The organism is Rhodococcus sp. WY5 (assembly GCF_018588185.1).
Lineage (GTDB): Bacteria > Actinomycetota > Actinomycetes > Mycobacteriales > Mycobacteriaceae > Rhodococcus_F > Rhodococcus_F qingshengii.
In genome coordinates, this window is the sequence record NZ_JAAMPR010000001.1 from 6,117,476 (window position 1) to 6,141,297 (window position 23,822).

Annotated in this window: 25 protein-coding genes; 8 read left to right on the top strand and 17 right to left on the bottom strand. The window is 61.7% G+C overall.

Going from position 1 to position 23,822, the window contains the following annotated elements:
- The first annotated feature begins 38 nt into the window (after positions 1–38).
- Positions 39–347 carry an amphi-Trp domain-containing protein gene (locus G4D79_RS28270; protein WP_037129603.1) on the top strand — a complete coding sequence of 103 codons (309 nt, stop codon included), beginning with the start codon at positions 39–41 and terminating at the stop codon, positions 345–347.
- A 27-nt stretch (positions 348–374) separates the two neighbouring features.
- Here the strand turns inward: G4D79_RS28270 and G4D79_RS28275 are convergent, their stop codons facing one another.
- The 10 genes from G4D79_RS28275 to G4D79_RS28320 all read right to left on the bottom strand — a co-directional run bounded on the left by G4D79_RS28275 (position 375) and on the right by G4D79_RS28320 (position 13,999).
- On the bottom strand, positions 375–2,672 hold the full coding sequence (locus G4D79_RS28275) for a serine/threonine-protein kinase (RefSeq protein ID WP_214514620.1): 2,298 nt from the start codon (positions 2,670–2,672) through the stop codon (positions 375–377).
- 86 nt (positions 2,673–2,758) lie between these two features.
- A complete protein-coding gene (locus G4D79_RS28280; RefSeq protein ID WP_099698709.1) occupies positions 2,759–4,174 on the bottom strand; it encodes an FAD-dependent oxidoreductase in 1,416 nt (471 codons plus the stop codon).
- Positions 4,175–4,234: 60 nt separating this feature from the next.
- Positions 4,235–5,014, bottom strand: a complete 780-nt coding sequence (gene nagB, locus G4D79_RS28285) for a glucosamine-6-phosphate deaminase (protein WP_003941456.1) — start codon at positions 5,012–5,014, stop codon at positions 4,235–4,237.
- Positions 5,015–5,932 (bottom strand): N-acetylmuramic acid 6-phosphate etherase, encoded by a 918-nt coding sequence (gene murQ, locus G4D79_RS28290; protein WP_047269010.1) that lies wholly within the window; start codon positions 5,930–5,932, stop codon positions 5,015–5,017.
- A gap of 97 nt (positions 5,933–6,029) precedes the next feature.
- The gene (locus tag G4D79_RS28295) at positions 6,030–6,905 is read right to left on the bottom strand and encodes a MurR/RpiR family transcriptional regulator (RefSeq protein ID WP_003941452.1); all 876 of its coding nucleotides are present in this window, start codon (positions 6,903–6,905) and stop codon (positions 6,030–6,032) included.
- Positions 6,902–8,098 carry an anhydro-N-acetylmuramic acid kinase gene (locus G4D79_RS28300; RefSeq protein ID WP_054780860.1) on the bottom strand — a complete coding sequence of 399 codons (1,197 nt, stop codon included), beginning with the start codon at positions 8,096–8,098 and terminating at the stop codon, positions 6,902–6,904. Before G4D79_RS28300 ends, G4D79_RS28295 begins: the two co-directional genes overlap by 4 nt.
- Before the next feature lie 46 nt (positions 8,099–8,144).
- The gene (locus tag G4D79_RS28305; RefSeq protein WP_042452397.1) at positions 8,145–9,476 is read right to left on the bottom strand and encodes an MFS transporter; all 1,332 of its coding nucleotides are present in this window, start codon (positions 9,474–9,476) and stop codon (positions 8,145–8,147) included.
- A 104-nt stretch (positions 9,477–9,580) separates the two neighbouring features.
- Positions 9,581–10,561 (bottom strand): linear amide C-N hydrolase, encoded by a 981-nt coding sequence (locus tag G4D79_RS28310; RefSeq protein WP_099698708.1) that lies wholly within the window; start codon positions 10,559–10,561, stop codon positions 9,581–9,583.
- Between the two features lie 17 nt (positions 10,562–10,578).
- Positions 10,579–12,486: an alkyl/aryl-sulfatase gene (locus G4D79_RS28315; RefSeq protein ID WP_099698707.1), complete on the bottom strand. Its 1,908-nt coding sequence runs from the start codon at positions 12,484–12,486 to the stop codon at positions 10,579–10,581.
- A gap of 109 nt (positions 12,487–12,595) precedes the next feature.
- Positions 12,596–13,999 carry an MFS transporter gene (locus G4D79_RS28320; RefSeq protein ID WP_075832419.1) on the bottom strand — a complete coding sequence of 468 codons (1,404 nt, stop codon included), beginning with the start codon at positions 13,997–13,999 and terminating at the stop codon, positions 12,596–12,598.
- 112 nt (positions 14,000–14,111) lie between these two features.
- Between G4D79_RS28320 and G4D79_RS28325 the strand changes: the two genes are divergently transcribed.
- A complete protein-coding gene (locus tag G4D79_RS28325; RefSeq protein WP_064075792.1) occupies positions 14,112–14,714 on the top strand; it encodes a helix-turn-helix domain-containing protein in 603 nt (200 codons plus the stop codon).
- Here G4D79_RS28325 and G4D79_RS28330 read toward each other — a convergent pair.
- Complete coding sequence (locus G4D79_RS28330) at positions 14,711–15,490, bottom strand: IclR family transcriptional regulator (RefSeq protein WP_070160312.1); 780 nt, start codon at positions 15,488–15,490, stop codon at positions 14,711–14,713. The two genes, G4D79_RS28325 and G4D79_RS28330, sit on opposite strands and share 4 nt — an antisense overlap.
- 167 nt (positions 15,491–15,657) lie before the next feature.
- Here G4D79_RS28330 and G4D79_RS28335 point away from each other — a divergent pair, with 167 nt between their 5' ends.
- The 3 genes from G4D79_RS28335 to G4D79_RS28345 are packed head-to-tail and all read left to right on the top strand — an operon-like array spanning position 15,658 to position 18,280.
- Positions 15,658–16,425, top strand: coding sequence for a CoA transferase subunit A (locus G4D79_RS28335; protein ID WP_007726398.1), 768 nt, complete (start codon positions 15,658–15,660; stop codon positions 16,423–16,425).
- Complete coding sequence (locus G4D79_RS28340; RefSeq protein ID WP_007726396.1) at positions 16,422–17,084, top strand: 3-oxoacid CoA-transferase subunit B; 663 nt, start codon at positions 16,422–16,424, stop codon at positions 17,082–17,084. Before G4D79_RS28335 ends, G4D79_RS28340 begins: the two co-directional genes overlap by 4 nt.
- Positions 17,081–18,280 carry an acetyl-CoA C-acetyltransferase gene (locus G4D79_RS28345; RefSeq protein ID WP_063314911.1) on the top strand — a complete coding sequence of 400 codons (1,200 nt, stop codon included), beginning with the start codon at positions 17,081–17,083 and terminating at the stop codon, positions 18,278–18,280. Before G4D79_RS28340 ends, G4D79_RS28345 begins: the two co-directional genes overlap by 4 nt.
- A 72-nt stretch (positions 18,281–18,352) precedes the next feature.
- On the opposite strand, the gene G4D79_RS28350 is transcribed toward G4D79_RS28345, so the two are convergent.
- A complete protein-coding gene (locus G4D79_RS28350; RefSeq protein WP_003945782.1) occupies positions 18,353–18,568 on the bottom strand; it encodes a BldC family transcriptional regulator in 216 nt (71 codons plus the stop codon).
- 111 nt (positions 18,569–18,679) lie between these two features.
- On the opposite strand from G4D79_RS28350, the gene G4D79_RS28355 reads away from it, so the two are divergent.
- Positions 18,680–19,087: a RidA family protein gene (locus G4D79_RS28355; protein ID WP_007734708.1), complete on the top strand. Its 408-nt coding sequence runs from the start codon at positions 18,680–18,682 to the stop codon at positions 19,085–19,087.
- A 22-nt stretch (positions 19,088–19,109) separates the two neighbouring features.
- On the opposite strand, the gene G4D79_RS28360 is transcribed toward G4D79_RS28355, so the two are convergent.
- The gene (locus G4D79_RS28360) at positions 19,110–19,379 is read right to left on the bottom strand and encodes a DUF4235 domain-containing protein (protein WP_007734706.1); all 270 of its coding nucleotides are present in this window, start codon (positions 19,377–19,379) and stop codon (positions 19,110–19,112) included.
- A gap of 188 nt (positions 19,380–19,567) precedes the next feature.
- On the opposite strand from G4D79_RS28360, the gene G4D79_RS28365 reads away from it, so the two are divergent.
- Positions 19,568–19,783, top strand: coding sequence for a hypothetical protein (locus tag G4D79_RS28365; protein ID WP_003945874.1), 216 nt, complete (start codon positions 19,568–19,570; stop codon positions 19,781–19,783).
- A gap of 7 nt (positions 19,784–19,790) precedes the next feature.
- Here G4D79_RS28365 and G4D79_RS28370 read toward each other — a convergent pair whose 3' ends face one another.
- The 4 genes from G4D79_RS28370 to G4D79_RS28385 form a co-directional block, all read right to left on the bottom strand.
- Positions 19,791–20,948 carry an AI-2E family transporter gene (locus tag G4D79_RS28370; protein ID WP_099696955.1) on the bottom strand — a complete coding sequence of 386 codons (1,158 nt, stop codon included), beginning with the start codon at positions 20,946–20,948 and terminating at the stop codon, positions 19,791–19,793.
- 64 nt (positions 20,949–21,012) lie between these two features.
- Positions 21,013–21,489: a hypothetical protein gene (locus G4D79_RS28375; RefSeq protein ID WP_003945539.1), complete on the bottom strand. Its 477-nt coding sequence runs from the start codon at positions 21,487–21,489 to the stop codon at positions 21,013–21,015.
- 135 nt (positions 21,490–21,624) lie between these two features.
- Positions 21,625–21,780 carry a DUF6131 family protein gene (locus G4D79_RS28380; protein WP_003945564.1) on the bottom strand — a complete coding sequence of 52 codons (156 nt, stop codon included), beginning with the start codon at positions 21,778–21,780 and terminating at the stop codon, positions 21,625–21,627.
- A gap of 164 nt (positions 21,781–21,944) precedes the next feature.
- Positions 21,945–22,346, bottom strand: a complete 402-nt coding sequence (locus G4D79_RS28385) for a nuclear transport factor 2 family protein (RefSeq protein ID WP_003945624.1) — start codon at positions 22,344–22,346, stop codon at positions 21,945–21,947.
- Positions 22,347–22,447: 101 nt separating this feature from the next.
- Between G4D79_RS28385 and G4D79_RS28390 the strand changes: the two genes are divergently transcribed.
- Positions 22,448–23,803 carry a DUF1254 domain-containing protein gene (locus G4D79_RS28390; RefSeq protein ID WP_099696956.1) on the top strand — a complete coding sequence of 452 codons (1,356 nt, stop codon included), beginning with the start codon at positions 22,448–22,450 and terminating at the stop codon, positions 23,801–23,803.
- The last annotated feature ends 19 nt before the right edge of the window (positions 23,804–23,822 follow it).

Here is a 23,822-nt window from a genome sequence, read left to right on the forward strand (position 1 = left end):
ACCGTGAAAGGGAGAATCCGCCGAGGTCAGGAGTGCTCGTGCCCAAACTGGAGATCAAGAGGAAGTCAGAACTCTCACGGCAGGAAGTCGCCGACCGACTCATCGCCCTCGGCCAAGCCCTCGCCAGTGGATCGGAAGTGGAGCTGGGGTCGGGTGGGGACTCGATCGAAATCAGTGTTCCGGAACAGGTTCGGTGGGAACTCGAGATCGAAGTCGACGGCAACGAAGTCGAGATAGAAATCGAGATTCACTGGCGCGACGACCCTCAGGAAGAATCGGAAGAGAAGTCTCCGCCTCGCACCAAAGCAGTTCGTCGCAGCCGACCACGCAAGAGCACTTCCACATAGGCCGACTCGAATACGGTTGTTCGGCACTTACGGAGACGCCGACACCTCGAGAGACACGACGCGCAGCAGTGCTCGGAGGTCACTTTCGATCCGTCGAAACAGTTGATACACAACGATGAATCCGGCGATCCCGCCCAAACACAGCGCACGGACTGTTGCGTTGAGTTCCTCACCGGCACCCGAACCGACAAAACTGAGCCCCGCGATTCCCACCAGGGGAACCGACGCCGCGACTGCGAGGTAACGCGTGCTGCTCCGACCCAGTGAGCGAATATCGCGTCCGTCGTCGCTTCGTAACTCGCCGTGCGACAACAAGATCGGATACAGACATCGAACCGAGTAATACGTCAGGATGAAGAACGGATACGCGACTGCGACGGCGCCGCACACCGCCAGCGACGACATCAGGTGCACGTAGGCTCGCTGCGGAATTCCGCCGGCGGCAATCTGCAATGCGACCGGATATGCGATACCGGCCAGAACCCACAGCCCGAATGCGATCACCACCGCGCGATGTCCGACATTCAGCGTCGCGGTACGCGCTTTGTTCAAGACCTCCGCGCTGTACGTCTGACCGTTGCGCAGTCCGTGAGGCACGGTGAGTGCAAGCCGACACCAATACAGGATCGCTGCGGCACCGAGAGAGAACGCAGCCACCCCGATGACCAGATGAACCTGCTCGAGATGCTGCTGAGCCTGCGGCGAGAGACCCGAGATGATCAGCATCTTGTTGTAGTAGTAGTTGTAGCCCGCCGCAAGAAGATTCGGATTTCCGATCGCGGCAAGCACTATCGGCAGCGCCCACTTCCACAACGTCGAACGTGGACTCCCTTCCGGTGGGTCCACCAGATTGCGAGCAGACCGGTCCAGACACAGTGCGAACTGACGAGCCAACTTTCGGCCGCCAGACCACCTTCCGTCTCTCTCCGGCGAGAGAGACTTGACCAGAACTCGGCGCAGCGCCGGCGGACAGTCGTCCGGTAGCCGTGCCTCGGCTGCGGGATCCACCCCGCGCCGGCGGGCCTCGAGCGCCTTCTTGGGCGACGGTGGGCTCTCCCCCGTACCGTCGTCCGTGAAAGGCCTACTCCCGGTGAGGAGTTCCCACAACATCACGCCCAGTGCATAGATGTCGCTACGGGTGTCGAGTGTGCCAGGCGCCCCCACCGCACAGGCCTCCAATTGCTCCGGAGACATGTAGGCAAGCGAGCCTCCGACAAAACATGCAGTGTCCTCGGTCGAGACCTCCTCACTCGAGCTGACGTTGAAGTCGGCGAGCTTGGGGATGCCTTCGACGCTGAGCAGGACATTCGCCGGCTTGATGTCCCGATGTAATACGCCGTGCTCACGCGCATACTCGAGGGCATCGGCCAGTCGCATCCCCATCCAGGCCACGGTCTCCGGCCACGACATCGCAGCGATCTCGCTCCTCAGGCTCGTCTCGCTGGGCTTCATCTCTCCCTTCTTCGCCAGGGTCTTGTCGATGGCGTCGAGAAGTAGTTGTCCGGACCGCTGCGCCTGCGGTGTCACGCGGACAAGTTTGACCACGTCGAGCAGGGTCCCACCCGGCACGTATTCCATGAACAGGACTCGCAGTGCGCGTTCCTCGAGCAACCGTTGATCGAAGACCCGGACGATGTTGGGATGGTCGAGCTGGGCGAGAGTCTGCGGCTCGACTCCGACGTTGCGCGAGATTTTCAACGCAACCCACCGCTGCATCGAGAGTTGCCGAGCGAGGAACACTCGGGCGAATGCGCCGTGCCCGAGTTCCAACACCAGCTCGAAATCGTCCAGGTGCTGCCCGATTTCGAACTCGTCGAAACCCGAGAGTCCCAACATCATCACGTCTTCGCGACCGGCCATCGAATCACGGTCGAACATCTGCTCGAAACTCTCTGCCTGCAAGGGAAACTCGCTGAGGTACTCGGCTGCTGCGACGTCCTCCCCACCCTGCTTCCGCAGCCGGAACTCCTCGTACAGGAGCTCGGCCGGTAATGGTTCTTCGAGTAATTCGGGATACTCGGCACAGTAATCCGTGAGCCGTTTCGGGCAATCATTTTTCAGCCAGCGGTACTCCATGTCGATTCCGACCAATTCGATCAGCGCCGCCCGACGAATCTTGGCTGGATCAGGCAGATAGTCGCTCAGGTCGGACGGGGTTCGTCCCTCCTCCCAATCCGCCACAAGGCGGCCGAGGCCGTCTGCACCGTTCTGGCCGTCACGCATCACCGGCAGCGTTGAGGGGCGCAACTCGGTGACGGTGCCCCGTTCGGTCAGGGGCCCGCTCGCGATTGTCGCGTCACTGGCCTGCGCACCACGTTCATTCATGACACTTCTGTTCCGCACCTCGATCACAATGAATCGGAGTGACTCACTTCAGCGTAACCCCGGTGGTACTCCAGACCCCAGCGAATCTATTCGGCGTGAACTGCCGACTCCGTGCCGATGCGAACGAGTTCGTCGCGCTCTTTGATTTTGATCCGATCACGCCCATGCTTCACACCGAGGGCACGTTCGGCGGCATCGATGCGAAGCCATCCGTCCCAATCGACGGGCACCACTCTGCCGGCCCTGAGGACCTCCGCGATACGGCCATGGCCGGCTCGACGCTCGTATGCCGAATCCATCTGTCGCAGCAAGGTTTCGACGGTTTGGCGTGCATCAGGCCGAGCCGCACCGATCAGCCCGGCGGCACCTCGCTTCATCCAGCCCGTCACGAACAAACCTGCGATCGGCGAGCCGCTCTCGTCGACCGCTGCGCCGCCCTGGTGCGCAACATTGCCGCGTCCGTGATCGAAAGGCACCCCGGCAAGTGGCGTCCCGAGAAATCCGATTGCCCGGTACACAGCTTGAACCGGATAGTCGGTACAGATACCCGAAGCGGTGACGTGACCGTATCCGTCCGGGACTGTCCGCTCGACGCGGAGTGCCTCGACTTTCCCGTTGCCGAGAATCTGCGCCGGCTGTCGGTAGAAGTGCAGGTGAACTCGACGCTGGGCAGTTCGGTCGGCAGGCGCAGTGTCCGCGAAACCACGGAGTGTCTCGACTGCCAGTCGGGTGTGCACCAACTGTTTGGTCATCCGCTCGACATGCCGGTCCGGTACGACATCGACAGAATCGACGACAACATCTACGCCGGGTAGTTCACCGAGAGCGCGCAACTCGTTCGGGGAGAAGCGAGCGTCGGCTGGTCCGCGCCGGACAAAGATGTGTACTTCGCGAACTCGACTGCCGGCGATCCCTTCCCGAACTTGGTCGGAGACGTCCGTGGCCTGCAGCGATTGCGCCTCGGCGAGGAGCATACGGGTGACGTCGAGTGCGACGTTGCCACCTCCGATCACTGCGACCGATTCCGCGTTCAGCGGCCACTGCGGCGAGCTGTCCGGGTGATCGTTGTACCAACCGACAAACTCGGCGCCACCGAAAGAACCTGGAAGCTCGACGCCGAGAATGTCGAGAGGTGCATCCCGCGGCGCACCGGTTGCAATGATCACGGCATCGTAGGACGAACGTAGGTCATCGACGGAAAGGTCCTTTCCGATCTCCACGTTGCAGAACAGCCGGAACTCACTGGCGACCAGCGTGGTGTGCAGAGAATGGGCGAACTTTTCGGACTCGGGGTGCCCTGGTGCGAGACCGTAGCGCACCAGTCCGTACGGCGTCGGTAGACGCTCGAACACGTCTGTCTTGGTGCCGGGCGCAAGTTCGGCGAGAGCGCCGGCGGCGTGGATTCCCGCCGGCCCCGCTCCGACGATCGCGACACTGAGCGGTGGTGAGAAGAATCGGGGCGCCGCAGGCGGGGATACCGCTGGACCTCTGGCGTTGATCATCCCCCGAGGCTAGGACCTCAACTGCGCTGGAGATCAAGTCCGCTTTCAGCAGCCCGCTTTTCAGTAACCTTGCTCTGCAGGCTTGTGCTCGGTTGTGTAGCGGTAGAAGTCCGCTAGTTGGAGTTCGCCGGCAGCTGCCTCGTCGACTATGACGGTCACGTGTGGATGCAGCTGCAGCACCGACGCCGGGCAGAATGCCGAGACCGGACCTTCGACCGCGGCCCGGACGGCGGGCGCTTTGCGGGCGCCGTCCGCGATCAGGACGAGATGCCTTGCATCACTGATGGTTCCGAGCCCTTGCGTGATCACATGATGCGGTACGTCGGCTGGGTCTGCAAAGAACCGTGCATTGTCGGCGCGGGTCCTCTCGGTCAAGGTCTTCACTCGGGTGCGCGATGCAAGCGAGGAGGAGGGCTCGTTGAAACCGATGTGTCCGTTCAGGCCGATGCCGAGGATCTGCACGTCGATGGGACCGTTTTCGGCGATGGCAGCGTCGTAACGCCGGGCAGCGTCACTGGGATCCGCGGCCCCGCCGTCGGGGCTGAACACTCGCGCATTGTCGATGTCGAGGTGATCCACGAGTTCCGTGCGGATGGTGTGCGCGTAGGACTGCGGCTGATCGGACGTGAGACCTACATACTCGTCGAGAAGATACGCGCTCATCGCCGCGAACGACACTCCCGATTCTCGATGCCTCTTGATCAGCTCTCGATACGTGTGCAGCGGTGACGATCCGGTCGCGAGGCCGAGCGTCCGCGCTCCGTTTTCGATTGCGCCGCACACGATATCGGCAGCGATTCGCCCGCCGTCCTCAGGACTGGGAACTATGACGATTTCCATTCAGACTTCCTCACTGCTCTTGCCGGCTCCGACGATGGCCTCACGTACCGAACCCGAAGCGCGGTCCAACAGTTCGGTTGCTTCGGCGAAGTCGCATTCGGCCAACAACATGACGACCGCTGCCTTCACATGACCATCGGCATCGTCGATGGTCTCCGCAGCGATCTCGGTATCGACTCCGGTGGCTGCCGCGACGATCCGGTTCGCACGATCGACAAGCTTGGCATTGGTCGGCCGAAGATCGACCATCAGATTGTGGAATGCCTTCCCGGAGCGAACCATACTCGCCGTGGAGAGCATGTTGCACACCATCTTCTGCGCAGTTCCGGCCTTGAGCCTCGTCGATCCGGTGAGGATCTCGGGGCCGGTCTCCACTTCGATGGCCACGCCGGCGTGAGAACTCATTGCCGCGTTCCGGTTGCACGAGACTGCCACTGTTGCAGCGCCGAGTTCGCGGGCGTGATCGAGTCCCCCGATGACGTAGGGGGTACGACCGCTGGCAGCCAGACCCACCACGACGTCGTTGGCGTTCAACGAGATTGCGTCGAGATCGACCCCAGCCGCTCGCGGATCGTCCTCTGCCCCCTCGACGGCGTTCAGAAACGCTCCAGGGCCACCGGCGATGATGCCGATCACCTCGCCCGGATCGGTCCCGAACGTCGGAGGGCATTCCACCGCGTCGAGAACTCCCAGACGCCCACTTGTCCCCGCTCCCAGGTAGATCAGTCGACCACCTTGTGCTCGGGCCGCGACGATCAAGTCGACTGCGGCTTCGATGGCGGGTAGTACCGCTGCCACCGCGCCGGCCACGATTGCGTCCTGTTGATTCATCACCGTCAGCAGACCCGACACCGACATGACATCGAGATCGCGGGTCAGAGGGTTGGGTCTCTCGGTGGAGAGCATTTCCAATTGCATTGTGGCGAGTCCTCCTCGATCGATATTCATTACGACGACTCCTCGTCAGTATTCACAGCGACGACTCCTCGTCAGTACTCACAGCGACGACTCCTCGTCAGTGCCGCTTCGAAGCAATGGCATCATGGCTTCGTTGCAGAGCAGAGAGTGCGCTGGGCAGCGAGTGCGCCACCATCGCAAAAATTGTGTCGACTACCAACAGCTGACCGGTGCGGCTTGCCATCGCAGCCGATCGGAAACCGAATTCTCTACCGGCAGTGAGCAGAACGTGATGTGACTGCACGGCGAGCGTCGATCGTGCCCCTCCGGTGATCGCAGCCGTCGACGCCCCGGTTCGACGGGCAAGGGCAAGTGGTTCCACGACATCCGAAGTCTCACCCGAATGTGAGATCCCCACTGCGATGTCGTCCGGTCCGAGCAAGCTGGCGCTGACCATGGCCGCGTCTCGGTCGAGATGAACCCGGCAGTTGACGTCGATGCGAGAGAGCTTCAACGTGAGGTCTTGCGCGACGATGCCAGAGGCGCCGATGCCGTAGACCTCGACGCGGCGGGCGGATCGAATCCGGGACACAACTTCTTCGAGCGCAGCAGGATCTGTCAATTGCGCCGTGCCCTTGAGTTGTTCGGATTCGAACTCGGCGAGCTTGGCCATCACCTCACCGGCCGAGTCGGCAGCAACGATGTCCACACCGAGCGGGATCGTGTTCTCTGTACCGGACCCGCTGATCGCCGCCAGCGCGAGACGAAGCTGTGGATAACCCTCGAAACCGAGTCGTTTGGCTGTGCGGACCACTGTCGCCGTGCTTGTCGACGCTCGTTCGGCGAGGTCGTTGACCGTCAGGGTGGAGGCCAGACTGGGGTCGGCTTCGATGATTTCGGCAATCCGCAGCTCGGCAGGCGAGAGGCTGCTCAGTGATGCACGAATACGAGCAAGCAGGTCGACGGACGCCGGAGCACTCCGGTCCAAAGTCATAACGCCTCGATTCGCATCGTTTTCGGAGCTGACGGCACCGATGTGATTCTAGGCAGCCCACGGCTTCCTGGCGTCAGAGATCCGAGCACACTGGCGTGACGCGCACCGGTGCACGAAGCGATGCTGCCGGGCAATCCGTGTGCGGTGAGATAGCCGAGAACCGCGAAAGCCAATGCTTCCTTGATATCGGAGGTGACGCCGAGCTCGTCCGAAGAGACAAGCGCGATGTCGCCCAGTTCGTCACGGAGCATCGCCATCAACGTCGGGTTCTTGGTGCCACCGCCTGACACCACCACTTCGGTAGCCGCCAGCGCTTTGACGGAATCGGCGACGGTCCGGGCGGTCAGTGCAGTCAGTGTCGCGACGATGTCGGCCAGAGACAAGGATTCGTAGCCCCGCAGTGCGGCGAGTAGGTAGTCCCGATGGAACAATTCCTTGCCTGTGCTCTTGGGAGCGGGCTGCGCGTAATACGGTTCGCTCAGTAGTTGTGCGAGCAGATCGACGTTCGGTGTGCCGGCTGCGCCCAGAGCACCTCCGAGATCGAACCACTGCTCCCCGGCAGTGAATTCGCCTACCGCAGCGTCGATCAACGCATTTGCGGGGCCGGTGTCGAAGGCAATCGGTACTGCGGCACCATCTGCCGTCGATGTCGGAGCGCCTCCCGGAGCAGTGACGTTCGCGATGCCACCGAGATTGAGCGCGACGGAACCCGAAGTTCTTCCGTTGAGCCACAATACGTCGAACGCACTGACCAGTGGTGCACCCTGACCACCCGTCGCCACGTCGCGAGAGCGCAGGTCCGACACGACCGTGCATCCGGTCTTCTCGGCTATCCAGGCCGGCTGCCCGAGCTGAAGAGTGCCCTTTACTTGCGCTCCTTCGACCCAGTGGAACATCGTCTGACCATGTGAGGAGATCAATTCCGCACTGCCACCGCACAGTTCCTCGTTCGCCCGCGCAGCCACGGCCGCAAATGCCTGTCCGATCTCGGTGTCGAGTTGGCAGATCTGACCGACAGTGGTGGACGCCGGCGGTACCGCAGCCGCCACCGCAGCCCGCAACTCACCGGAATACGGTTCGCTGACCATGCCCAGTGGGGTGAGCACAAGAGTGTCCCCGTCGATCCGGATGTCTGCTGCGGCAGCATCGATAGCGTCGTACGAAGTACCGGACATCAGACCGATGACTCTCATGAAATATCCCTTACTCGCATCGTTTCGGCATTCGGAAGAACTGCGGTCAGTCGACGAGTGCCCGCTTGTGGGCATTCCCTCGCAAGGTACTCAAGGCGATCGCGCTGACGGCGCACGTTGCCATCACGAAGTAGGCCGGAATATCGAGATTGGAAGTTTCCTTGATCAGCCACGTGATGATCAAACCGGCGCAGCCCGAAAAGACCGCGTTGGACAGGGAGTATGCGAGTCCCAATCCGGTGTACCGAACCGAGGTGGGGAACATCTCGGAGAGCATGGCGGGTCCGGGTCCGGCAACAAGTCCCACTGCGGCGCCGGCGGCAAACACTGCAAATCCCTTGGCTGTCAAAGACGTCTGCTCGTTCTGCAGGACGTTGAGCAGCGGCAGAGCCAAGACCAGAATTATCACGGTGCCGGTGAGCATGACCGCGCGTCGTCCGATGCGATCGCTGAGTCCACCCGCGATCGGAATGGTCACCGCGAAGCCCGCATTGGCAAGCACGGAAGCAACAAGTGCCTGATGGAACGTCGCGTTGAGCGAACTCTGAAGATAAGTCGGCATCACGACGAGGAACGTGTAACCGGCAGCAGACCACCCCATCAACCGCCCGATTCCGAGCAGAATCGCCCTGGCCGTCTCTCCGACAGTCGGCTGCACTACCGGCGCCGGCGCATCAGCTGTCGGTTCGGACTGGACTGATCGAGCACGCTCGAACGACGGCGTTTCTTCGAGCCGGAGCCTGAGCCACAGGGCAACCAGCCCCATCGGCAGTGCAAGGAGGAACGGGATACGCCAGCCCCAGTCACCGAGCTGTGACGGGTCGAGGACAGTGGCGAGGAGTGCTGCGATACCCGCACCGGCGAGCAGTCCGAGTGCGACGGTGAACGACTGCCACGAGCCGTACAGCCCACGTCGTCCGGGCGGAGCGAACTCGGTCATCACCGACACCGCACCGCCGAACTCACCACCGGCCGACAATCCCTGCAGAATTCGAAGGACCGTCAAGAGAAGCGGTGCCAGAATTCCGACGCTCTCGTAGGTGGGGAGCACACCGATCAGGGTCGTCGCAGCCGACATCAGCAGAAGAACGATCACCAGGGTGGGACGTCGGCCGATGCGGTCACCGAGTCGACCGAACAGCGCGGCCCCCACTGGGCGGAAGAAAAACGCCAACGCAAACGACGCATACGTCTTGATCAGGCTTTCGAGGTCGCCGGAACCGTCGGCGCTGAAGAAGTTCGACGCGATGATTGTCGCGAAGAACCCGTACACACCGAACTCGTACCACTCGATGAAATTTCCGACGGAGCCGGCGACGAGCGCCCTGCGCCGTTTGAGCTGCGCACCATCATTCCGTGTCTGCACTGTGATGCCCATGCCGTCCTCCGTTGACGAAACCCGAATATGCAACAAAGTTTCATCTGAATGGAGTAGAAATGTCAAGAAGTTTCACGATTGGATTTTTACTACGCCCCGAAGCCTTATGCTCCCGCGAACGTGAATGCCTCCGCCCGTTCGAACTGGTCAGTGGAGTCACCGGAATAGACGGTGCTCTCGTTCGGTCCGAGTCCGAGCTTTCGGACGGGTGTCCCTTCCGCGAGATCCATCGACGCCACGTCCACCCAGAAGGTATTGGGCGTCATTGCCGACTCGAAGAAATAGAGCGTGCGTTTGTGATCGACGACCGTACGCCAACGGGTCGATGAAATGTTGGGCTCGTCGGGAGTCGAAATACCGAGGGGCACCGACACATTCCGAATAACGCTGAAGGTGGATGCCAACGCCGCCCGCGGATCGTCCGTCTGCGGTATCGCATCCACATAGAACGATGCCCGCGCGAATCTGTCAGCGGCACGGTTGGTTCCGGGCAGCATGACGGTTCCGTTGATCTGCTTCCAGTACTCGTTGACGGCGAGTTGCTGATCGAAGATCGGCGAATTGGTCATCACCTGGTACTCACGGCTGTGATGAATCGTCGGGCGTCCACCGACGTACTCGATGATCGCGCTGTCTCCCCCGGCGTCCGAGAGCGACATGTGCAGCGTTGCGAGGCGGTCTTCGCCGGGAACGGCAGCGGTCACTACCGTGAACGGTTCCGACGCGAGCACTTCGACCGCTTCCTGAACTGTCGCAAAGCGATCCAGGACGTATTGCGCCCACGCCGCGATCGACAATCCCGGGGTCGAACCGTCATACGTCGGGTACTCGGACTCGACCAACCACAAGAGATTGGCAGACAGTCCAGCCTCGTTGACCCCGTCGGTCGTGCACATGTCGTAGGCCGTCGCGACAACACTTCCGTATTTCGACGTCCACTGTATCGAGTTCGGACCTGCGCAGCCCCCTCTGGTCATGCCGCGCGGGAAAGCCCAGAGGTTTGTTCCGAGATCGACCTTCCAATCCATCGATCGAGCAGTCATCACAGTGTCGTTGGGCCCCAAGTAGACCAAGCGTGTACACATCGAAAACTATCCCTTCGTTACGGCGTGACGATATTGAAACTGGGATCGAAGGTATCGAGCAACCCTCCCAGCGTCTCGAGCGCTGATTCGTCTCCGTCGAGCGAAATCTTCCCGGCCTTGGCCAGTTCGGCGGCCGCGCCCGGTTGCAGAAGCGCTCCCACGAGTGCCGCTTTCGGGCCCGAGACCGTCAGTTGTGTGTTCGGTGACGCGCCCTTACGTGCATTGAGGACGCCGCGCTTGACCCACGCAGTCCATGCCTCGTCGCCGCGATCGGTGAACACGAAATCGATCCGCAGTTCCGCGTCGGTGGCCTTGTCGCCGATGAGATGTATTGCAACGAAGTCGAAGAGGATGTCGATGGGCATCGCGAGGACACTGTCCTGGCTCGCGGTGACATAGGGGGCGGGCTGGGCGCCTTCACGGAGCTCCAGGGCGGCCGAGAGATAGATCCCACGCCACTGCGGCCCCTCGGCTTGATAACCCATCTGCTCGTAGACGTCGGCTTGCAGATTCCTCGCTTCGGTGTTCTCCGGTTGCGCGAACACCAACTTGTGCAGGATCTCTGCCGCCCATCGGTAGTCCGCGGCGTCGAATGCCCGCTTACCCTCGTCCAGGATCTTCTGCGCGCCAAGGAGATCGACGAACCTCTTCGCCGATTCGACCGGCGGATGAGGATGAAGCGACACCGGATCGCCGTCCCACATTCCCAGTTCCTTGGTGTACACGGCGCGAACGTCGTGGTGCAGAGTGCCGTGATATCCGCGGTTGTACCACTTGCGCCCGAGTTCGTCCGGTAGTTCGATCACCTCGGCAGCTTCGAGCGGCGTGTACCCCTTGTTCGCGAGACGGAGTGCCTGGTCGTGAATGTACTTGTAAGTGTCCCTTTGCGATTCGATGAACGGCACCAGGTTCTCGTTACCCCACACCGGCCACGTGTGCGGTCCGTAGTGAACAGCCGCGTCGTCTCCCCACCGTTCGAGAGTCTCGTCCAGATACCGCGCGAAGTTCCGAGCGTCGCGAGTGCGCGCACCTCTTAAGGTCTGGATGTTGTGGAGCGAATGATTGGCGTTCTCCGCACAGGTCAGCGCGGCGAGTTCGGGGATCCAGATGTGCATTTCCTCCGGGGCCTCGGTATCCGGCGCGTAGAGGAACTCGAATTCCAGACCGGCTATCTCACGCTTCGTTCCGGTCTCCGTGATGCTGTCAGTGGGGGAAATATACGAGACAAGTGGACCTTTCGTGCTGATCGTGCCGATGCCGCAGGTAACCATCCCTTTGGCATCGAGATCGAGCAATCCACCGAAGGCGTAGAAGGACCGTCTCGCCATGGCATTTCCGGCGACGACGTTTTCCCCGATCGCGAACTTGTCGAACGACGCGATCGTGCCCGGTGCGATGATCGGAACTCGCCCGGACGTCACGTCGTCCAGATCGACGATCCCTTTGACTCCGCCGTAGTGGTCGATGTGGGTGTGCGTGTAGATGATCGCCGAAACTGGCTTATCGCTGACGTGCTCACGAATCATCTTCATACCCTGGCGCGCCGATTCGACCCCCGCCATACAGTCGATGACGATCAGTCCCTCGCCACCTTCGACAACCGTCAAATTTGCCAGGTCGTTGTTCCGTACCTGGTAAAGGCGATCCGTCACCTGATACAGACCACCTCGGCGCATCAGTTGTCCTTGACGCCACAGGCTCGGATTGACTGTCTCCGGCGCGGCAACATCGTCACCGAGGTATGCCATCGCATCGGGATCGAAGACCGTATGCCCGTCATCGGCGACAACCTTGCCCGGCAACGGAGCGATCAATCCTCGATCCGCGTCGGCAAAATCCTGCCGGTCGTCCATGGCATACCGTGCGACTGCCTCGCGATTCGCCGTGACTGTGGCCGGTGTTGCGTCCTTAGGTGTCTGGCACATGGCACTCCCCGCTCGGATACGACGATCTGATACCCCATCATCTGTATCGGTTGGGCACGCGCTTGGAATCACCCGCGCAGGGTGAAGCTCCCACGAACACGCGAGGTGATCAGCCGGGGAGTTCCTCGGAATTCCGAGATGCGAGTGCAATCACCAGGACCGCGATCCCACATCCGGCAACCAGGATCCATCCCGACCTCGATGCCTGCGCGACATCCACCGATGCACTGCCGCCGATGATGCCACCGGCCAGCGCAACACCGAGAGCAGCACCGAATTGGCGTGCACTGGAGGTTATTCCACCAGCAAGCCCCGCCTGCGATCTCGGCAACCCGTTGACGGCGGTGTTGGTGATCGGGGCATTCGAGAATCCGAATCCGATACCGAGGAACAGGTAAGCGGCCAAGAGCATCGGAATCGCCGTGTTGTTGTCGAGCGAGACCAGGCACAGCCCGCCGAGTGTCGTGAAGCTACCAGCAATGAGTAGCGGCCGCCGCGGGCCGAAGCGTCCGACGAGTATTCCGGACAACGGCGCGCAGACCGTTGCCGCAACAGCCATCGGAAGGGTGATCGCGCCGGCCAGTGCCGGACTCATTCCGCGGGAGTGCTGCAAGTAGAACGTGCCGAGCAGTAGCGTCACGTTCAACGCCACGAACACCACGACAGCGCCGACCACAGCCGACGAGAACGTTCTGCGGCGAAAGAGTGCCAGATCCATCAGTGGCTCGCGCTTGCGTGATTCGACGCGGATGAATGCGGCCAACGCTGCAGCAACAAAGACGTACCCTGCCGTAGCCGCGGCAGAGAACCATCCGATTCGCGGACCCTCGATCAGAAGGGCGACCGCCCCGCCGACAAGAATCACCAGTAGCAACTGACCGGGAAGATCGAGTCGTCGCGACTGCTGCGCTCGGGACTCCGGTACAAACACAGCAGTCAGGGCGAGCACGGCCAAGATCACGGGCGCGTTGATCCAGAAAACCGATCGCCAGCCGAAACTTTCGATGAGCACGCCGCCGACGATCGGACCTGCCGCCATACTCAGACCGAAGACCGCGGCCCACACCCCGATTGCCTTGGCCCGCTCCTTCGGGTCGGTCATCACGTTGACGACGATCGCCAAGGCAACCGGACTGAGCATCGACCCGCCGACGCCTTGGACGATCCGCGCCGCGATCAACATCTCGACGGACGGAGCGAGCGCGCAGGCAATCGACGCCACCCCGAAAACCACCAGACCGATCTGAAAGACTCGTCTCCTGCCGAAACGATCGGCCACTGCTCCGGACGAGATCAGCAAGCTCGCCAGGACGAGTGTGTATGCGTTGACGACCCATTCCAGACCACGGGTTCCGACGCGAAATCCCTCACCGATCGTCGGCAGGGCCACGTTGACGATGGTGGTGTCCAACCCGACGACGAACAGGCTCGTGCAGCAGATCGCCAGGATGCCCCATCGCCGCCGTGCATCAAGTCCGATCACTTGCGGTTCGATCCCGCTCGAAGGTTTCATGGTCGGACTCCATCTCTCGAAGTGCTCTGCCGTACTCGACTGTCGAAAGGATCGTTGCTCTCCAGCGTCCGAAGTCGGTAAGAATTTTGCGGAAACTGCAAAGATGGACGGCATGGATGCTGAATTCGAGCAGTTGATCACCGATATCGGACCGAGACTGCGCACGCTCCGACGCGATCGCGGATTGACCCTCGAGGGCCTGTCCGAAGCCACCGGCATCTCTGTCAGCGCACTCTCACGCCTCGAATCGGGGAAGCGTCGTCCCACCCTCGATCTGCTGTTGCCGCTTGCCCGAGCGCACCGGGTCGCGCTGGACCAACTCGTCGGCGCCCCCGCTACGGGCGATCCTCGGGTCCATCTCACCCCGAGCCGACGCAAGAACGGCAGTGCCGTCGTTCCGTTGACGCGCTATCCCGGCCGCGTGCAGGTCTTCAAGCAGGTGATCGGTCCGCGTCCACCGAAGCTGGTCACCCACGCCGGCTACGAATGGCTCTACGTCCTCGCCGGGGATCTGCGTCTCATCCTGGGGGCGAACGAGGTTCTCTTACACCCCGGGGAAGTCGCGGAGTTCGACACTGCCGAGCCCCACTGGTTCGGGCCTGCCGATGAACAGGTGGTGGAAATCTTGCATCTTTTCGGCCCGCAAGGCGAGAAGGCACATGTGCGCACGAAGGCAAAAACTACTACTGCACAAGACCTGGTTCCCGAAAGTTAGTTCACTGCATGCGTTTTCAATCGGTTCGACAGTGTGTGAGCGTGCTCGAGGAGCAGCGTTCCCAACTCGGCATGACGCGCGGGCCGGAAGCGTGTTTCCACTCCGGTCAGGCTCAGCGCCCAGGCCGGGCGACCGTTGCGATCGAACACCGCGGCACCCATCCCCCAGCTTCCCTCGACGATGAGGGCTGGATTGACCGCGTACCCGGTGACACGCGTCGACTCGATTCGCTCACGGATCGATGTCTCACTGTGGATCTCACCCCATTCCGAATCCAGATTCACCCGGGCGAAATAGTCGTCGACGTCCCGCGTCGGTAAATGGCTCAAGATGGCAAGCCCCGCCGACGCGACCCCCAACGGGAACCGCTTCCCCTCGTGCAGCACGTGAGATCGCAGTGGAAAACTACCTTCCTGACTCAGGATGCAGACGGTCTCGTCACCTCGGCGTGCCGACAGGAAGGCGCTCTCCCCCGTGACCCGGGCAAGTTCGTCGACGACGTCGCGAGCCCGGTCGGTGATGTCGTACCGATTTCCGGCCGCCGCCCCCAGGAGGTACAACTCCGGGCCGAGAGACCATCGACCGGTTCGTGCGTCACGGTCGACCAGTCCTTCGGCAGCCAGGGACGTGAGCAGTCGGTGCGCAGTGGGCCGAGCGAGGCCGGTGACCTTGCCCAATTCCGTGGTGGAAGTGCCCGTTGGTTCGGACGCGCCGAGGGCTCGCAGAAGTGCAGCCACCCGCGCGACCATGGCCGGCGATTGCCCGTGAGTTGGCATGCAGCCATCCTAGCGTCCATTCAATGAACGAAATTCCTTCAGACGATCAGTAGTCGATCAGTCCTCGGTTGATGTTCGAGATTCCTTGAACCTGTGAACTGGAGATAGTTCACTGGATATCGAAGTGAGTGAGTGTCTACTCAATGAACGCTTGGCAGGGAGAGAACATGACAGCAAAGGTGTACGAGTCCGCAGCGGAGGCGGTCGCCGACATCGTCGACGGCGCAACGCTGGCCGTCGGCGGATTCGGCTTGTGCGGCATCCCCGACGTGTTGATCGACGCGATCGCAGCTACGAGTGCAACCGACCTCGAGGTGTTCTCCAACAACTGCGGCGTCGACGATCACGGTCTCGGAATCTTGCTGAGCGCCGGCCGTATCCGACGAGTGACCGCGTCGTACGTCGGCGAGAACAAGGAGTTCGCCCGGCAGTACCTGGCCGGCGAACTCGAAGTGGAACTGACGCCGCAGGGAACGCTCGCCGAGCGTCTGCGCGCCGGCGGAACCGGAATCCCCGCATTCTTCACACCGGCCGGAGTGGGTAGCCCCATCTCCGACGGCGGAATGCCATGGCGCTACGACGCCGACGGCTCGATCGCTATTGCATCGCCTCCGAAGGAGACTCGCGTCTTCGGAACCAAGCGTTACGTGATGGAAGAGGCGATCAACGCCGACTACGCACTCGTGCACGCCGTTCTCGGTGACACCGACGGCAACCTCGTGTTCGACAAGACCGCGATGAACTTCAACCCTCTCGCTGCCATGGCCGGTCGCATCACCATCGCGCAGGTGGAACGCCTCGTCGAACCCGGTGAAATCGATCCGGCGTCAGTGCATCTACCTGGGGTCTTCGTCCAGCGCGTAGTCCACACCGGACCTCAGAACAAGCGAATCGAAAAGCGAACCGTCAGCGCTTCGGAAGGAACCACACGATGACCGCACCAGTGACAGTGACGGGTTGGACGCGCCAGCAGATGGCAGCGCGGGCGGCCGCAGAGATGATCGACGGCGAGTACGTCAACCTCGGAATCGGCCTTCCCACACTGATTCCCGGATACCTGGGCTCGGACGTTCGTGTGGTCCTGCACTCGGAGAACGGAATTCTCGGCACCGGACCGTATCCCACCGAGGACAACGTCGATCCTGACCTCATCAACGCCGGCAAAGAGACCGTAACCGTCAATCCCGGTGCAGCATATTTTGATTCGGCCCTCTCGTTCGGGATGATCCGAGGCGGCCACATCGACACCGCAGTCCTCGGCGGTATGCAGGTGTCGAAGACGGGCGACCTCGCCAACTGGATGGTCCCCGGGAAGATGGTCAAGGGCATGGGCGGCGCGATGGACCTGGTCCACGGAGCCCGACGCGTCATCGTCGTCATGGAGCACAACGACCGCGACGGCAACCCCAAGATCGTTGACGCCTGCACCCTGCCGCTCACCGGCCAGGGCGTGGTGAATCGGATCATCACCAACCTCGCCGTCATCGACGTGAGCGAAGAAGGTCCACTCGTCCTGCGTGAACTCGCCCCCGATGTCAGCGTCGAAGACGTAGTCGCCGCAACCGGCACCGAACTGAAAGTTGAACTGGCATGACCGACACGACCACTGTGATTGTTGCGGGAGCTCGTACCCCGATGGGTCGACTCCTCGGATCGTTGAAAGACCTCTCCGGGTCCGACCTCGGCGGCATCGCCATCAAAGGCGCCCTCGACAAGTCCGGAGTCGCACCCGAACAGGTCGACTACGTCATCATGGGACAGGTCCTCACCGCCGGCGCCGGCCAGATGCCCGCCCGCCAAGCCGCCGTCGCCGCCGGCATCCCCATGAACGTCCCCGCCCTGAGCATCAACAAAGTGTGCCTCTCCGGCATCGACGCCATCGCCCTCGCCGACCAACTCATCCGCGCCGGCGAATTCGACATCGTCGTCGCCGGCGGGCAGGAATCGATGTCCCGCGCACCCCACATGCTCGAAAAAAGCCGCGAAGGCTTCAAATACGGCGACGTCACCCTCCGCGACCACATGGCCTACGACGGCCTCCACGACATCTTCACCGACCAGGCCATGGGCCTGCTCACCGAACAGGTCAACCAACAAGAAACCGCCCACATCACCCGCGCCGAGCAGGACGCCTTCGCCGCCGCCTCACACCAGAACGCGGCCCGCGCCTGGAAAGACGGCCTCTTCGACAACGAAGTCGTCCCCGTCTCCATCCCCCAACGCAAGGGCGAGCCCATCGTCTTCGCCCAGGACGAAGGCATCCGCGCCGACACCACCACCGAATCCCTCGGCAAACTGCGTCCCGCGTTCAGCAAGGACGGCACCATCACCGCCGGCTCCGCCTCCCCGATCTCCGACGGCGCCGCCGCCGTGATCGTGATGAGCAAAACCAAAGCCGAAGAACTCGGCCTGACCTGGATCGCGGAAATCGGCGCCCACGGCGTCGTCGCCGGACCCGACTCCACCCTCCAGTCCCAACCCGCCCGGGCCATCGCCAAAGCCTGCGCGAAGGAAGGCATCGACCCCACCGACCTCGACCTCGTCGAAATCAACGAAGCATTCGCCGCCGTCGGGATCGCCTCCACCCGCGAACTCGGCCTCGACCCCGCCAAGGTCAACGTCAACGGCGGCGCCATCGCCGTCGGCCACCCCCTCGGCATGTCCGGCGCCCGCATCGCCCTGCACCTCGCCCTCGAACTGCAACGCCGCGGCGGCGGCATCGGCGCAGCCGCACTCTGCGGCGGCGGCGGACAAGGCGACGCACTCATCGTCCGCGTCCCCAAGGCCTGATTACTTCCTGCTGACCAGACAGGTCGCCGAGCCCTCATCATGCTCGGCGACCTGTCTGTTTCGTGCCGGAGGTTATTGGTGATCGAGCGTCGTCGAGCGGTTACGCAGCAACGTCTCGATCTCCGATCGCCGGTACCTCCGATGCCCGCCAAGCGTTCTCAGAGTGCCGACTTTGCCCTCCCTCGCCCATCTGGACACCGTGGTCCTGTCGACGTGGAACAGTGCTGCAACCTGTTTGGTCGTCAGCCACTCGTCGACAGGTGCTGTGTGCTCTTCTTCTCGGCTCATTGGCAGTCATTCGTAGCTGCCGACTGAAGGGATGGGTCCGACGATGAATTGGCAACCCCTGGCGTGCTGTGAAAGACTCGCTGCAAAACTTTACTATTCCTTGGGGAAATAATGTCGAAGTCGGTAACTCTGATCCGTTCCACGTCACTCTCTTCGGTGGCTGAATATGCCTATGCAGCAACGGCTCCCGCCGATGCACGGCTGATCTTCCTGGCCGGATCCTGCCCGTTGAACGAGGACGGCTCCACTGCCGCCATCGGTGACTACGCAGGACAGGCAGCCAAGGCCGTCGACAACCTGAGAACTGCTCTCTCGGACGCGGGCGCGTCCATCACCGACGTGATCAACACCCGCGTCCTGGTGGCGTCGAGCAATCAAGCCGACCTGGTTGCGGCGTGGGAGGTAGTCCGCGACGCGTTCGGTGATCACGACGCCCCGAGCACTCTGATGGGTGTGACCGTTCTCGGTTACGACGATCAACTGGTCGAGATCGAGGCAATCGCGGCCGTCGTCGACTGAACTCGAACCGAACCGGGCGTCCCTACCGAGGATCTTCATGAGCAAGGGCCTGGTAGCCCTTTGCCCCCGCACGATCCACTGCGGCTCGCACAACAGCGAAGATGGCTCCCTGCAGGGCTGCGGCGATCAGGACTTCCTTGCTCGACCTGCTCAAGTCTTTGGGCTCGGGCGCATTCTTGTCGTCACCGATGCGCTTCCACACCTGCTGGAAGACAGCGCCGGCCAAGATGCCGCCCAGGACGCTGGTCGCCAGTGAGAGTGGCTTGTACATCGCTTTCGATACTGCGCTCATTGCGCGGATCCTCCGTGGTTCGATACGTACCGCCTGAGCGGGCTGACCGACTCTCACTACCCGGCAGGCGAGGTGTCGAAACATTGCACCGGCAAGGCACGAAGACGACTGTCGCACGTTGTGTTCCACGGGTTTGCCACTTCTCGAGCCGGGTAGGATCGTCTTAGCGAAAGAAGGTTGTGTAAGTCATGGAAAACTACAGAATCGAACTACCGGACGGTACAACGGTGATGGAAGATTTCGTCTCGGATCGCGCCGCAATCGCATACGCGGTCGATCTGAATCACGGTTGTAGCGAGAAAGTCTCGGTATTCCGTATCACCGCCGAGGGAGAAACCATCCCGACTCGGATGTGCCCCAAGCCGAATCCTGGTTCTCGGCGTCGCGCGCGAAGCGTCCGATAGAAGCCGGTCAAGAAGCGTCGAGGCGCGGAAAGAGCGTCTCCCTTGCAAGCAGCAGCAAGGCCGCAGCGACCGGAATCGCCAGCAATGCACCGACAATACCGAGCAACGCTCCACCCAACAGAACCGCGACAACGGTCACCAGTGCCGGGACCGCCACCGTCTTCCCGATGATCTTCGGAACGAGCAGGTAGTCCTCGAGCAGACGTAACGCAATGAAGAACGCAACTGTCGCCAATGCCGTTGGGACAGAGACTGTCAGGGAGACCAGGGCGACGACAACCCCTGCGATCGTGGAACCGACTATCGGGATCAGATCGAGCAGAGCGACCAGCAGCGCCAGGATCAACGGATACGGCACGTCGAAGATCAACAACCACGCGAAGGTGCACACTGCGGTGATCACGGAGATCAGAACATTGCCGAGGACGTACCCACCCACACTTGCCAGTATCTGATCACCGATGGCGATTGCTCGTGGCCGCCGCGAATGTGGCACCAGCCGATACAGATTCGTGCGGATTCGTGGATAGTCGATCAAGAAGTACGTCGTCAGTACCGCAACGATTCCAGCGTCGGCGACTGCGCTGAACACCGCGCGCCCCGCTCCGAGCAAACCCGTCGCGAGCGCAGACCCCGAACCGTCCAGTTGGGTGGTGAGGTGCTCCTCGAGGTGATACTTCTCGTCGAGGTCGCTGATGATCGGATACCGGTCACGAATGTGTGTCAGAAGTTCGGGAGCGTGCGATGCGAACTGACGTCCCTGCTCGACCAGCGGAGTGATCGCAGCAACGAGAAACAGCGCGAGCATCACCGCAATTCCGAGGAGTACCACGGTGACCGCGATCCAGCGCCGGAAATGTCTCCGCTCAAGCCAGACGATCATCGGTTCGATGCCCACCGCGAGAAACAGCGCGACCACGATCAGGATCAGCATGCCTCGCGCCGCCAGGAGCACTTCGATCACCGCGTACGTCACGGCAACACCGGCCGCCGCGCTCAGACCGATGAAGAACGGTGAACGACGATCGAACCTCGGCCCCGGTTCGCCCAGCGGCCGGACGGGAGTCGCCAATGCTGCGGCTTCACGTTCGGCTTCCGCCATCGGATCTGCCGCTTTGACTTCACTGTCGGAGTCCGGTGAGGTGTCCGCGGAACTGGGATCCATTCAAGCCACCTCACGATCCGCGCGACTTCCCGGCACGGGAGTGAGTACCCGTGCCGTGGCCGGATCAACCTCGAGGCTTCTCCGCTCCGCTTCGGGTCAGCGCGAGACCGGTTCCTACCACTCCGATGATCGACACAGCGATGGCGATGCTGGGCCAACCGTCGCTCTGCCAGTAGACGTCGTCGAGAGTGATCAGTAACGCAGCCTCGTCGACGATGAGCCCGAGTGCGATGCCCAACGCGATGCCCATCCATGTTCTTGCGCGAGGGCTTCGGTCTACGAGTCCGAAGATCGCCACCCCGGCCAACAGCAGAATTCCCCATAAATAGTGATGCAGATGAGTGCCACCGGCGCTGATGTCGCCGACGTCTCTGGTGTCGATCTGGATCAACCACGTCACCAGACGTGCTCCGCCGAACGTCAACGTGAAGGCCACCCACGCCAACACCAAACCGCGGCGCGATTCGTCAACCTGATTCCATCTGCGAGGGAATCTGAATCGCTCGGCAGATTTCTCTTCGTCATGGTCTCGAGAAAGCATCCTCCATGTTTACCCGATACCGCTCAGATCGATAATTTGGGGTAGAGAGACCGAAAACCAGTTGGAGCACAAAAAGCGGTACCCGATCTCCGAAGAGATCGGGTACCGCCTTCTCAGCTACTCGCGCAGTATTGATCAATACCAGACTTTTCGTCCGCCCACTGCGCGCCCGGTAGCACCGAGGATGGACAAAACTGCACCTACGACGACCAAGATGATGCCGACGGTGGTCAGAATGCTCAACCCCGTGAAAAAGCCGATCAACGCCAGAATAATGCCGAGAACAATCATGTGAGAACCTCATCCGGTATGCGTATCAAAATGATCTACTCAACTGACGCTACTACAGAAACTTCACAATCGATAAATCCGATAAATACATTCATAAATGCGAAACTTGTATTACTACCCCATAGCGCCTCCGTTAAAACATCAGCCTTTCTCTTATCTCTACCTCACAGTTCCACGTCCTCGATCTTCGCCTCGACCGTCGGCGTGATGTGGCTCAACACGCAGCGCCAACGACCGTCTCGCCGCGCGAACACGTCGGTGGTCCACTCGTCGGCGTCGTATTGTCTGCCGCCGTAGTGCGCGGTATTGACGATCCGCGTGGTGAACAGTGCGACGTCACCGAAGAAACGCACGCGAGCGCTCCCGACGCGGTCCATCGCCGAATGAGTCAGGTCGCCCGAGGCCACGAAACCCAGGAACTCCGCTTTGGTCGACACTCCGGATTCCGAGACGATCACCCAGTCGTCTGCCATGAAATCGCCGATCCGTTCGGCGTCGTTCGAGCACATCGCGACGTTCCACTCGTCTGCGACAGCGACCAATGCCGCACTCTCCTGATCCGACATGTCTTCTCCCTCTACCGTCGTCACCCTCGGCGGGTGATGCCCCGACGGCAGGGTTCCCGCAGGGTGGACTTCGAACCGACGTGCACGACGAGAGGGCAGAGATGACAGACACCAGTCGCACCGAGCTTGCAGCTCAGGGGTATATCTACGGATTCCCCCTCGTTTTCAATCTCGACCAGGTCCATCGGTATGTTCACAACGGTGTCGGAGCGAACCCCGCCGCACCTTTCAACACCTTCAGCCACGCCCGCACACTGGCCGGGCCGGCAGACACTTTCGTCACGATCAACAACGACACCGTGTACTCCATGGCGCAGATCGACCTCTCTGTCGGCCCCGTTGCGCTGCACGTCCCCGATACCGATGGCCGTTACTACGTCCTCCAGTTCGTGGACGCCTGGACAAACAATTTCGCTTACGTCGGGCATCGGGCCACCGGCACGAAGAGCGGAGACTTCCTTCTCGTCCCACCCACCTGGACGGGAACCCCGGCGGACCAGACCACGGTGATCAGATTTCCCACGAACATTGCGTCGATCGTGGGCCGCTGGGCATGCGGTAGCGACGACGACCTCCCTGCGGTGCACGCCTTGCAGGACGCCACCACGCTGACCGTCGTCGACTCCACCGGAAACTCGGCGGGTCTCCCAGTGCCCGAACCCGGGGTAAGCCAGGACCTCCTGTTCCTCGAGAAACTCCGCATCTGGTCACAGGCGTTTCCGCCGGCCCCACGCGATCGAGAACTCCAGGATTCCTTCTCCCCGATCGGAATCGACGAGCCCGGGGCCTCTCCCTATAGCTCACACTCTGCCGCTTCACTCTCTGCCGACGAGGCAGCCGCGTTGGCTGACGGATTGACGATCGGTGAGAAGAACCTGCTCGAGGCCCTCACGAAAGGCTCCAGCCCCGAAGTCAACGGATGGAAGCTCACATTCCACGCCTTCGACTACAACCTCGACTACTTCGAGGTCGGCACAATCGACGATTCACAATTCAAGATCGCCGATCCCAAGTTGCGCATCGTCGAACGCGCCGCGGCTGCCAAGGGCGGGCTGTGGGGCAACCACCCTTACGAAGCGGCGTACATCATGACCTACGTCGACGATCAGGGCGAGCAGTTGAACGGAACCCACACCTACACAATAAGACTCGACCCCACTCCGCCGGTGAGCGCCTTCTGGTCGCTGACGATGTACTCGGTGCCGGACTTCTTCCTCGTGGCGAACCCCGTCGACCGATACTCGATCGGCGACCGCACTCCAGGAATCGTCCACGACGCCGACGGTGCGTTGACGATCACGATCAGCCACGAGGAGCCGAAAGACCCCACGGCGAAGGCAAACTGGCTGCCCGCACCGCGCGGGGATTTCCGACCGGTACTGAGAATGTACGAACCTTCGCCCGCCGTGCTCGATCAGTCCTACGTCGTCCCCGCCATCACTCGCTCGCGAGAATGACGGCTCGCGTCTGACGGCC

Bases quoted from the DNA above. Each gene is read 5' to 3' on its own strand.
- G4D79_RS28275 (WP_214514620.1), bottom strand. From the start codon at position 2,672: ATGAATGAACGTGGTGCGCAGGCCAGTGACGCGACAATCGCGAGCGGG.
- G4D79_RS28280 (WP_099698709.1), bottom strand. From the start codon at position 4,174: ATGATCAACGCCAGAGGTCCAGCGGTATCCCCGCCTGCGGCGCCCCGA.
- nagB (WP_003941456.1), bottom strand. From the start codon at position 5,014: ATGGAAATCGTCATAGTTCCCAGTCCTGAGGACGGCGGGCGAATCGCT.
- murQ (WP_047269010.1), bottom strand. From the start codon at position 5,932: ATGCAATTGGAAATGCTCTCCACCGAGAGACCCAACCCTCTGACCCGC.
- G4D79_RS28295 (WP_003941452.1), bottom strand. From the start codon at position 6,905: ATGACTTTGGACCGGAGTGCTCCGGCGTCCGTCGACCTGCTTGCTCGT.
- G4D79_RS28300 (WP_054780860.1), bottom strand. From the start codon at position 8,098: ATGAGAGTCATCGGTCTGATGTCCGGTACTTCGTACGACGCTATCGAT.
- G4D79_RS28305 (WP_042452397.1), bottom strand. From the start codon at position 9,476: ATGGGCATCACAGTGCAGACACGGAATGATGGTGCGCAGCTCAAACGG.
- G4D79_RS28310 (WP_099698708.1), bottom strand. From the start codon at position 10,561: ATGTGTACACGCTTGGTCTACTTGGGGCCCAACGACACTGTGATGACT.
- G4D79_RS28315 (WP_099698707.1), bottom strand. From the start codon at position 12,486: ATGTGCCAGACACCTAAGGACGCAACACCGGCCACAGTCACGGCGAAT.
- G4D79_RS28320 (WP_075832419.1), bottom strand. From the start codon at position 13,999: ATGAAACCTTCGAGCGGGATCGAACCGCAAGTGATCGGACTTGATGCA.
- G4D79_RS28325 (WP_064075792.1), top strand. From the start codon at position 14,112: ATGGATGCTGAATTCGAGCAGTTGATCACCGATATCGGACCGAGACTG.
- G4D79_RS28330 (WP_070160312.1), bottom strand. From the start codon at position 15,490: ATGCCAACTCACGGGCAATCGCCGGCCATGGTCGCGCGGGTGGCTGCA.
- G4D79_RS28335 (WP_007726398.1), top strand. From the start codon at position 15,658: ATGACAGCAAAGGTGTACGAGTCCGCAGCGGAGGCGGTCGCCGACATC.
- G4D79_RS28340 (WP_007726396.1), top strand. From the start codon at position 16,422: ATGACCGCACCAGTGACAGTGACGGGTTGGACGCGCCAGCAGATGGCA.
- G4D79_RS28345 (WP_063314911.1), top strand. From the start codon at position 17,081: ATGACCGACACGACCACTGTGATTGTTGCGGGAGCTCGTACCCCGATG.
- G4D79_RS28350 (WP_003945782.1), bottom strand. From the start codon at position 18,568: ATGAGCCGAGAAGAAGAGCACACAGCACCTGTCGACGAGTGGCTGACG.
- G4D79_RS28355 (WP_007734708.1), top strand. From the start codon at position 18,680: ATGTCGAAGTCGGTAACTCTGATCCGTTCCACGTCACTCTCTTCGGTG.
- G4D79_RS28360 (WP_007734706.1), bottom strand. From the start codon at position 19,379: ATGAGCGCAGTATCGAAAGCGATGTACAAGCCACTCTCACTGGCGACC.
- G4D79_RS28365 (WP_003945874.1), top strand. From the start codon at position 19,568: ATGGAAAACTACAGAATCGAACTACCGGACGGTACAACGGTGATGGAA.
- G4D79_RS28370 (WP_099696955.1), bottom strand. From the start codon at position 20,948: ATGGATCCCAGTTCCGCGGACACCTCACCGGACTCCGACAGTGAAGTC.
- G4D79_RS28375 (WP_003945539.1), bottom strand. From the start codon at position 21,489: ATGCTTTCTCGAGACCATGACGAAGAGAAATCTGCCGAGCGATTCAGA.
- G4D79_RS28380 (WP_003945564.1), bottom strand. From the start codon at position 21,780: ATGATTGTTCTCGGCATTATTCTGGCGTTGATCGGCTTTTTCACGGGG.
- G4D79_RS28385 (WP_003945624.1), bottom strand. From the start codon at position 22,346: ATGTCGGATCAGGAGAGTGCGGCATTGGTCGCTGTCGCAGACGAGTGG.
- G4D79_RS28390 (WP_099696956.1), top strand. From the start codon at position 22,448: ATGACAGACACCAGTCGCACCGAGCTTGCAGCTCAGGGGTATATCTAC.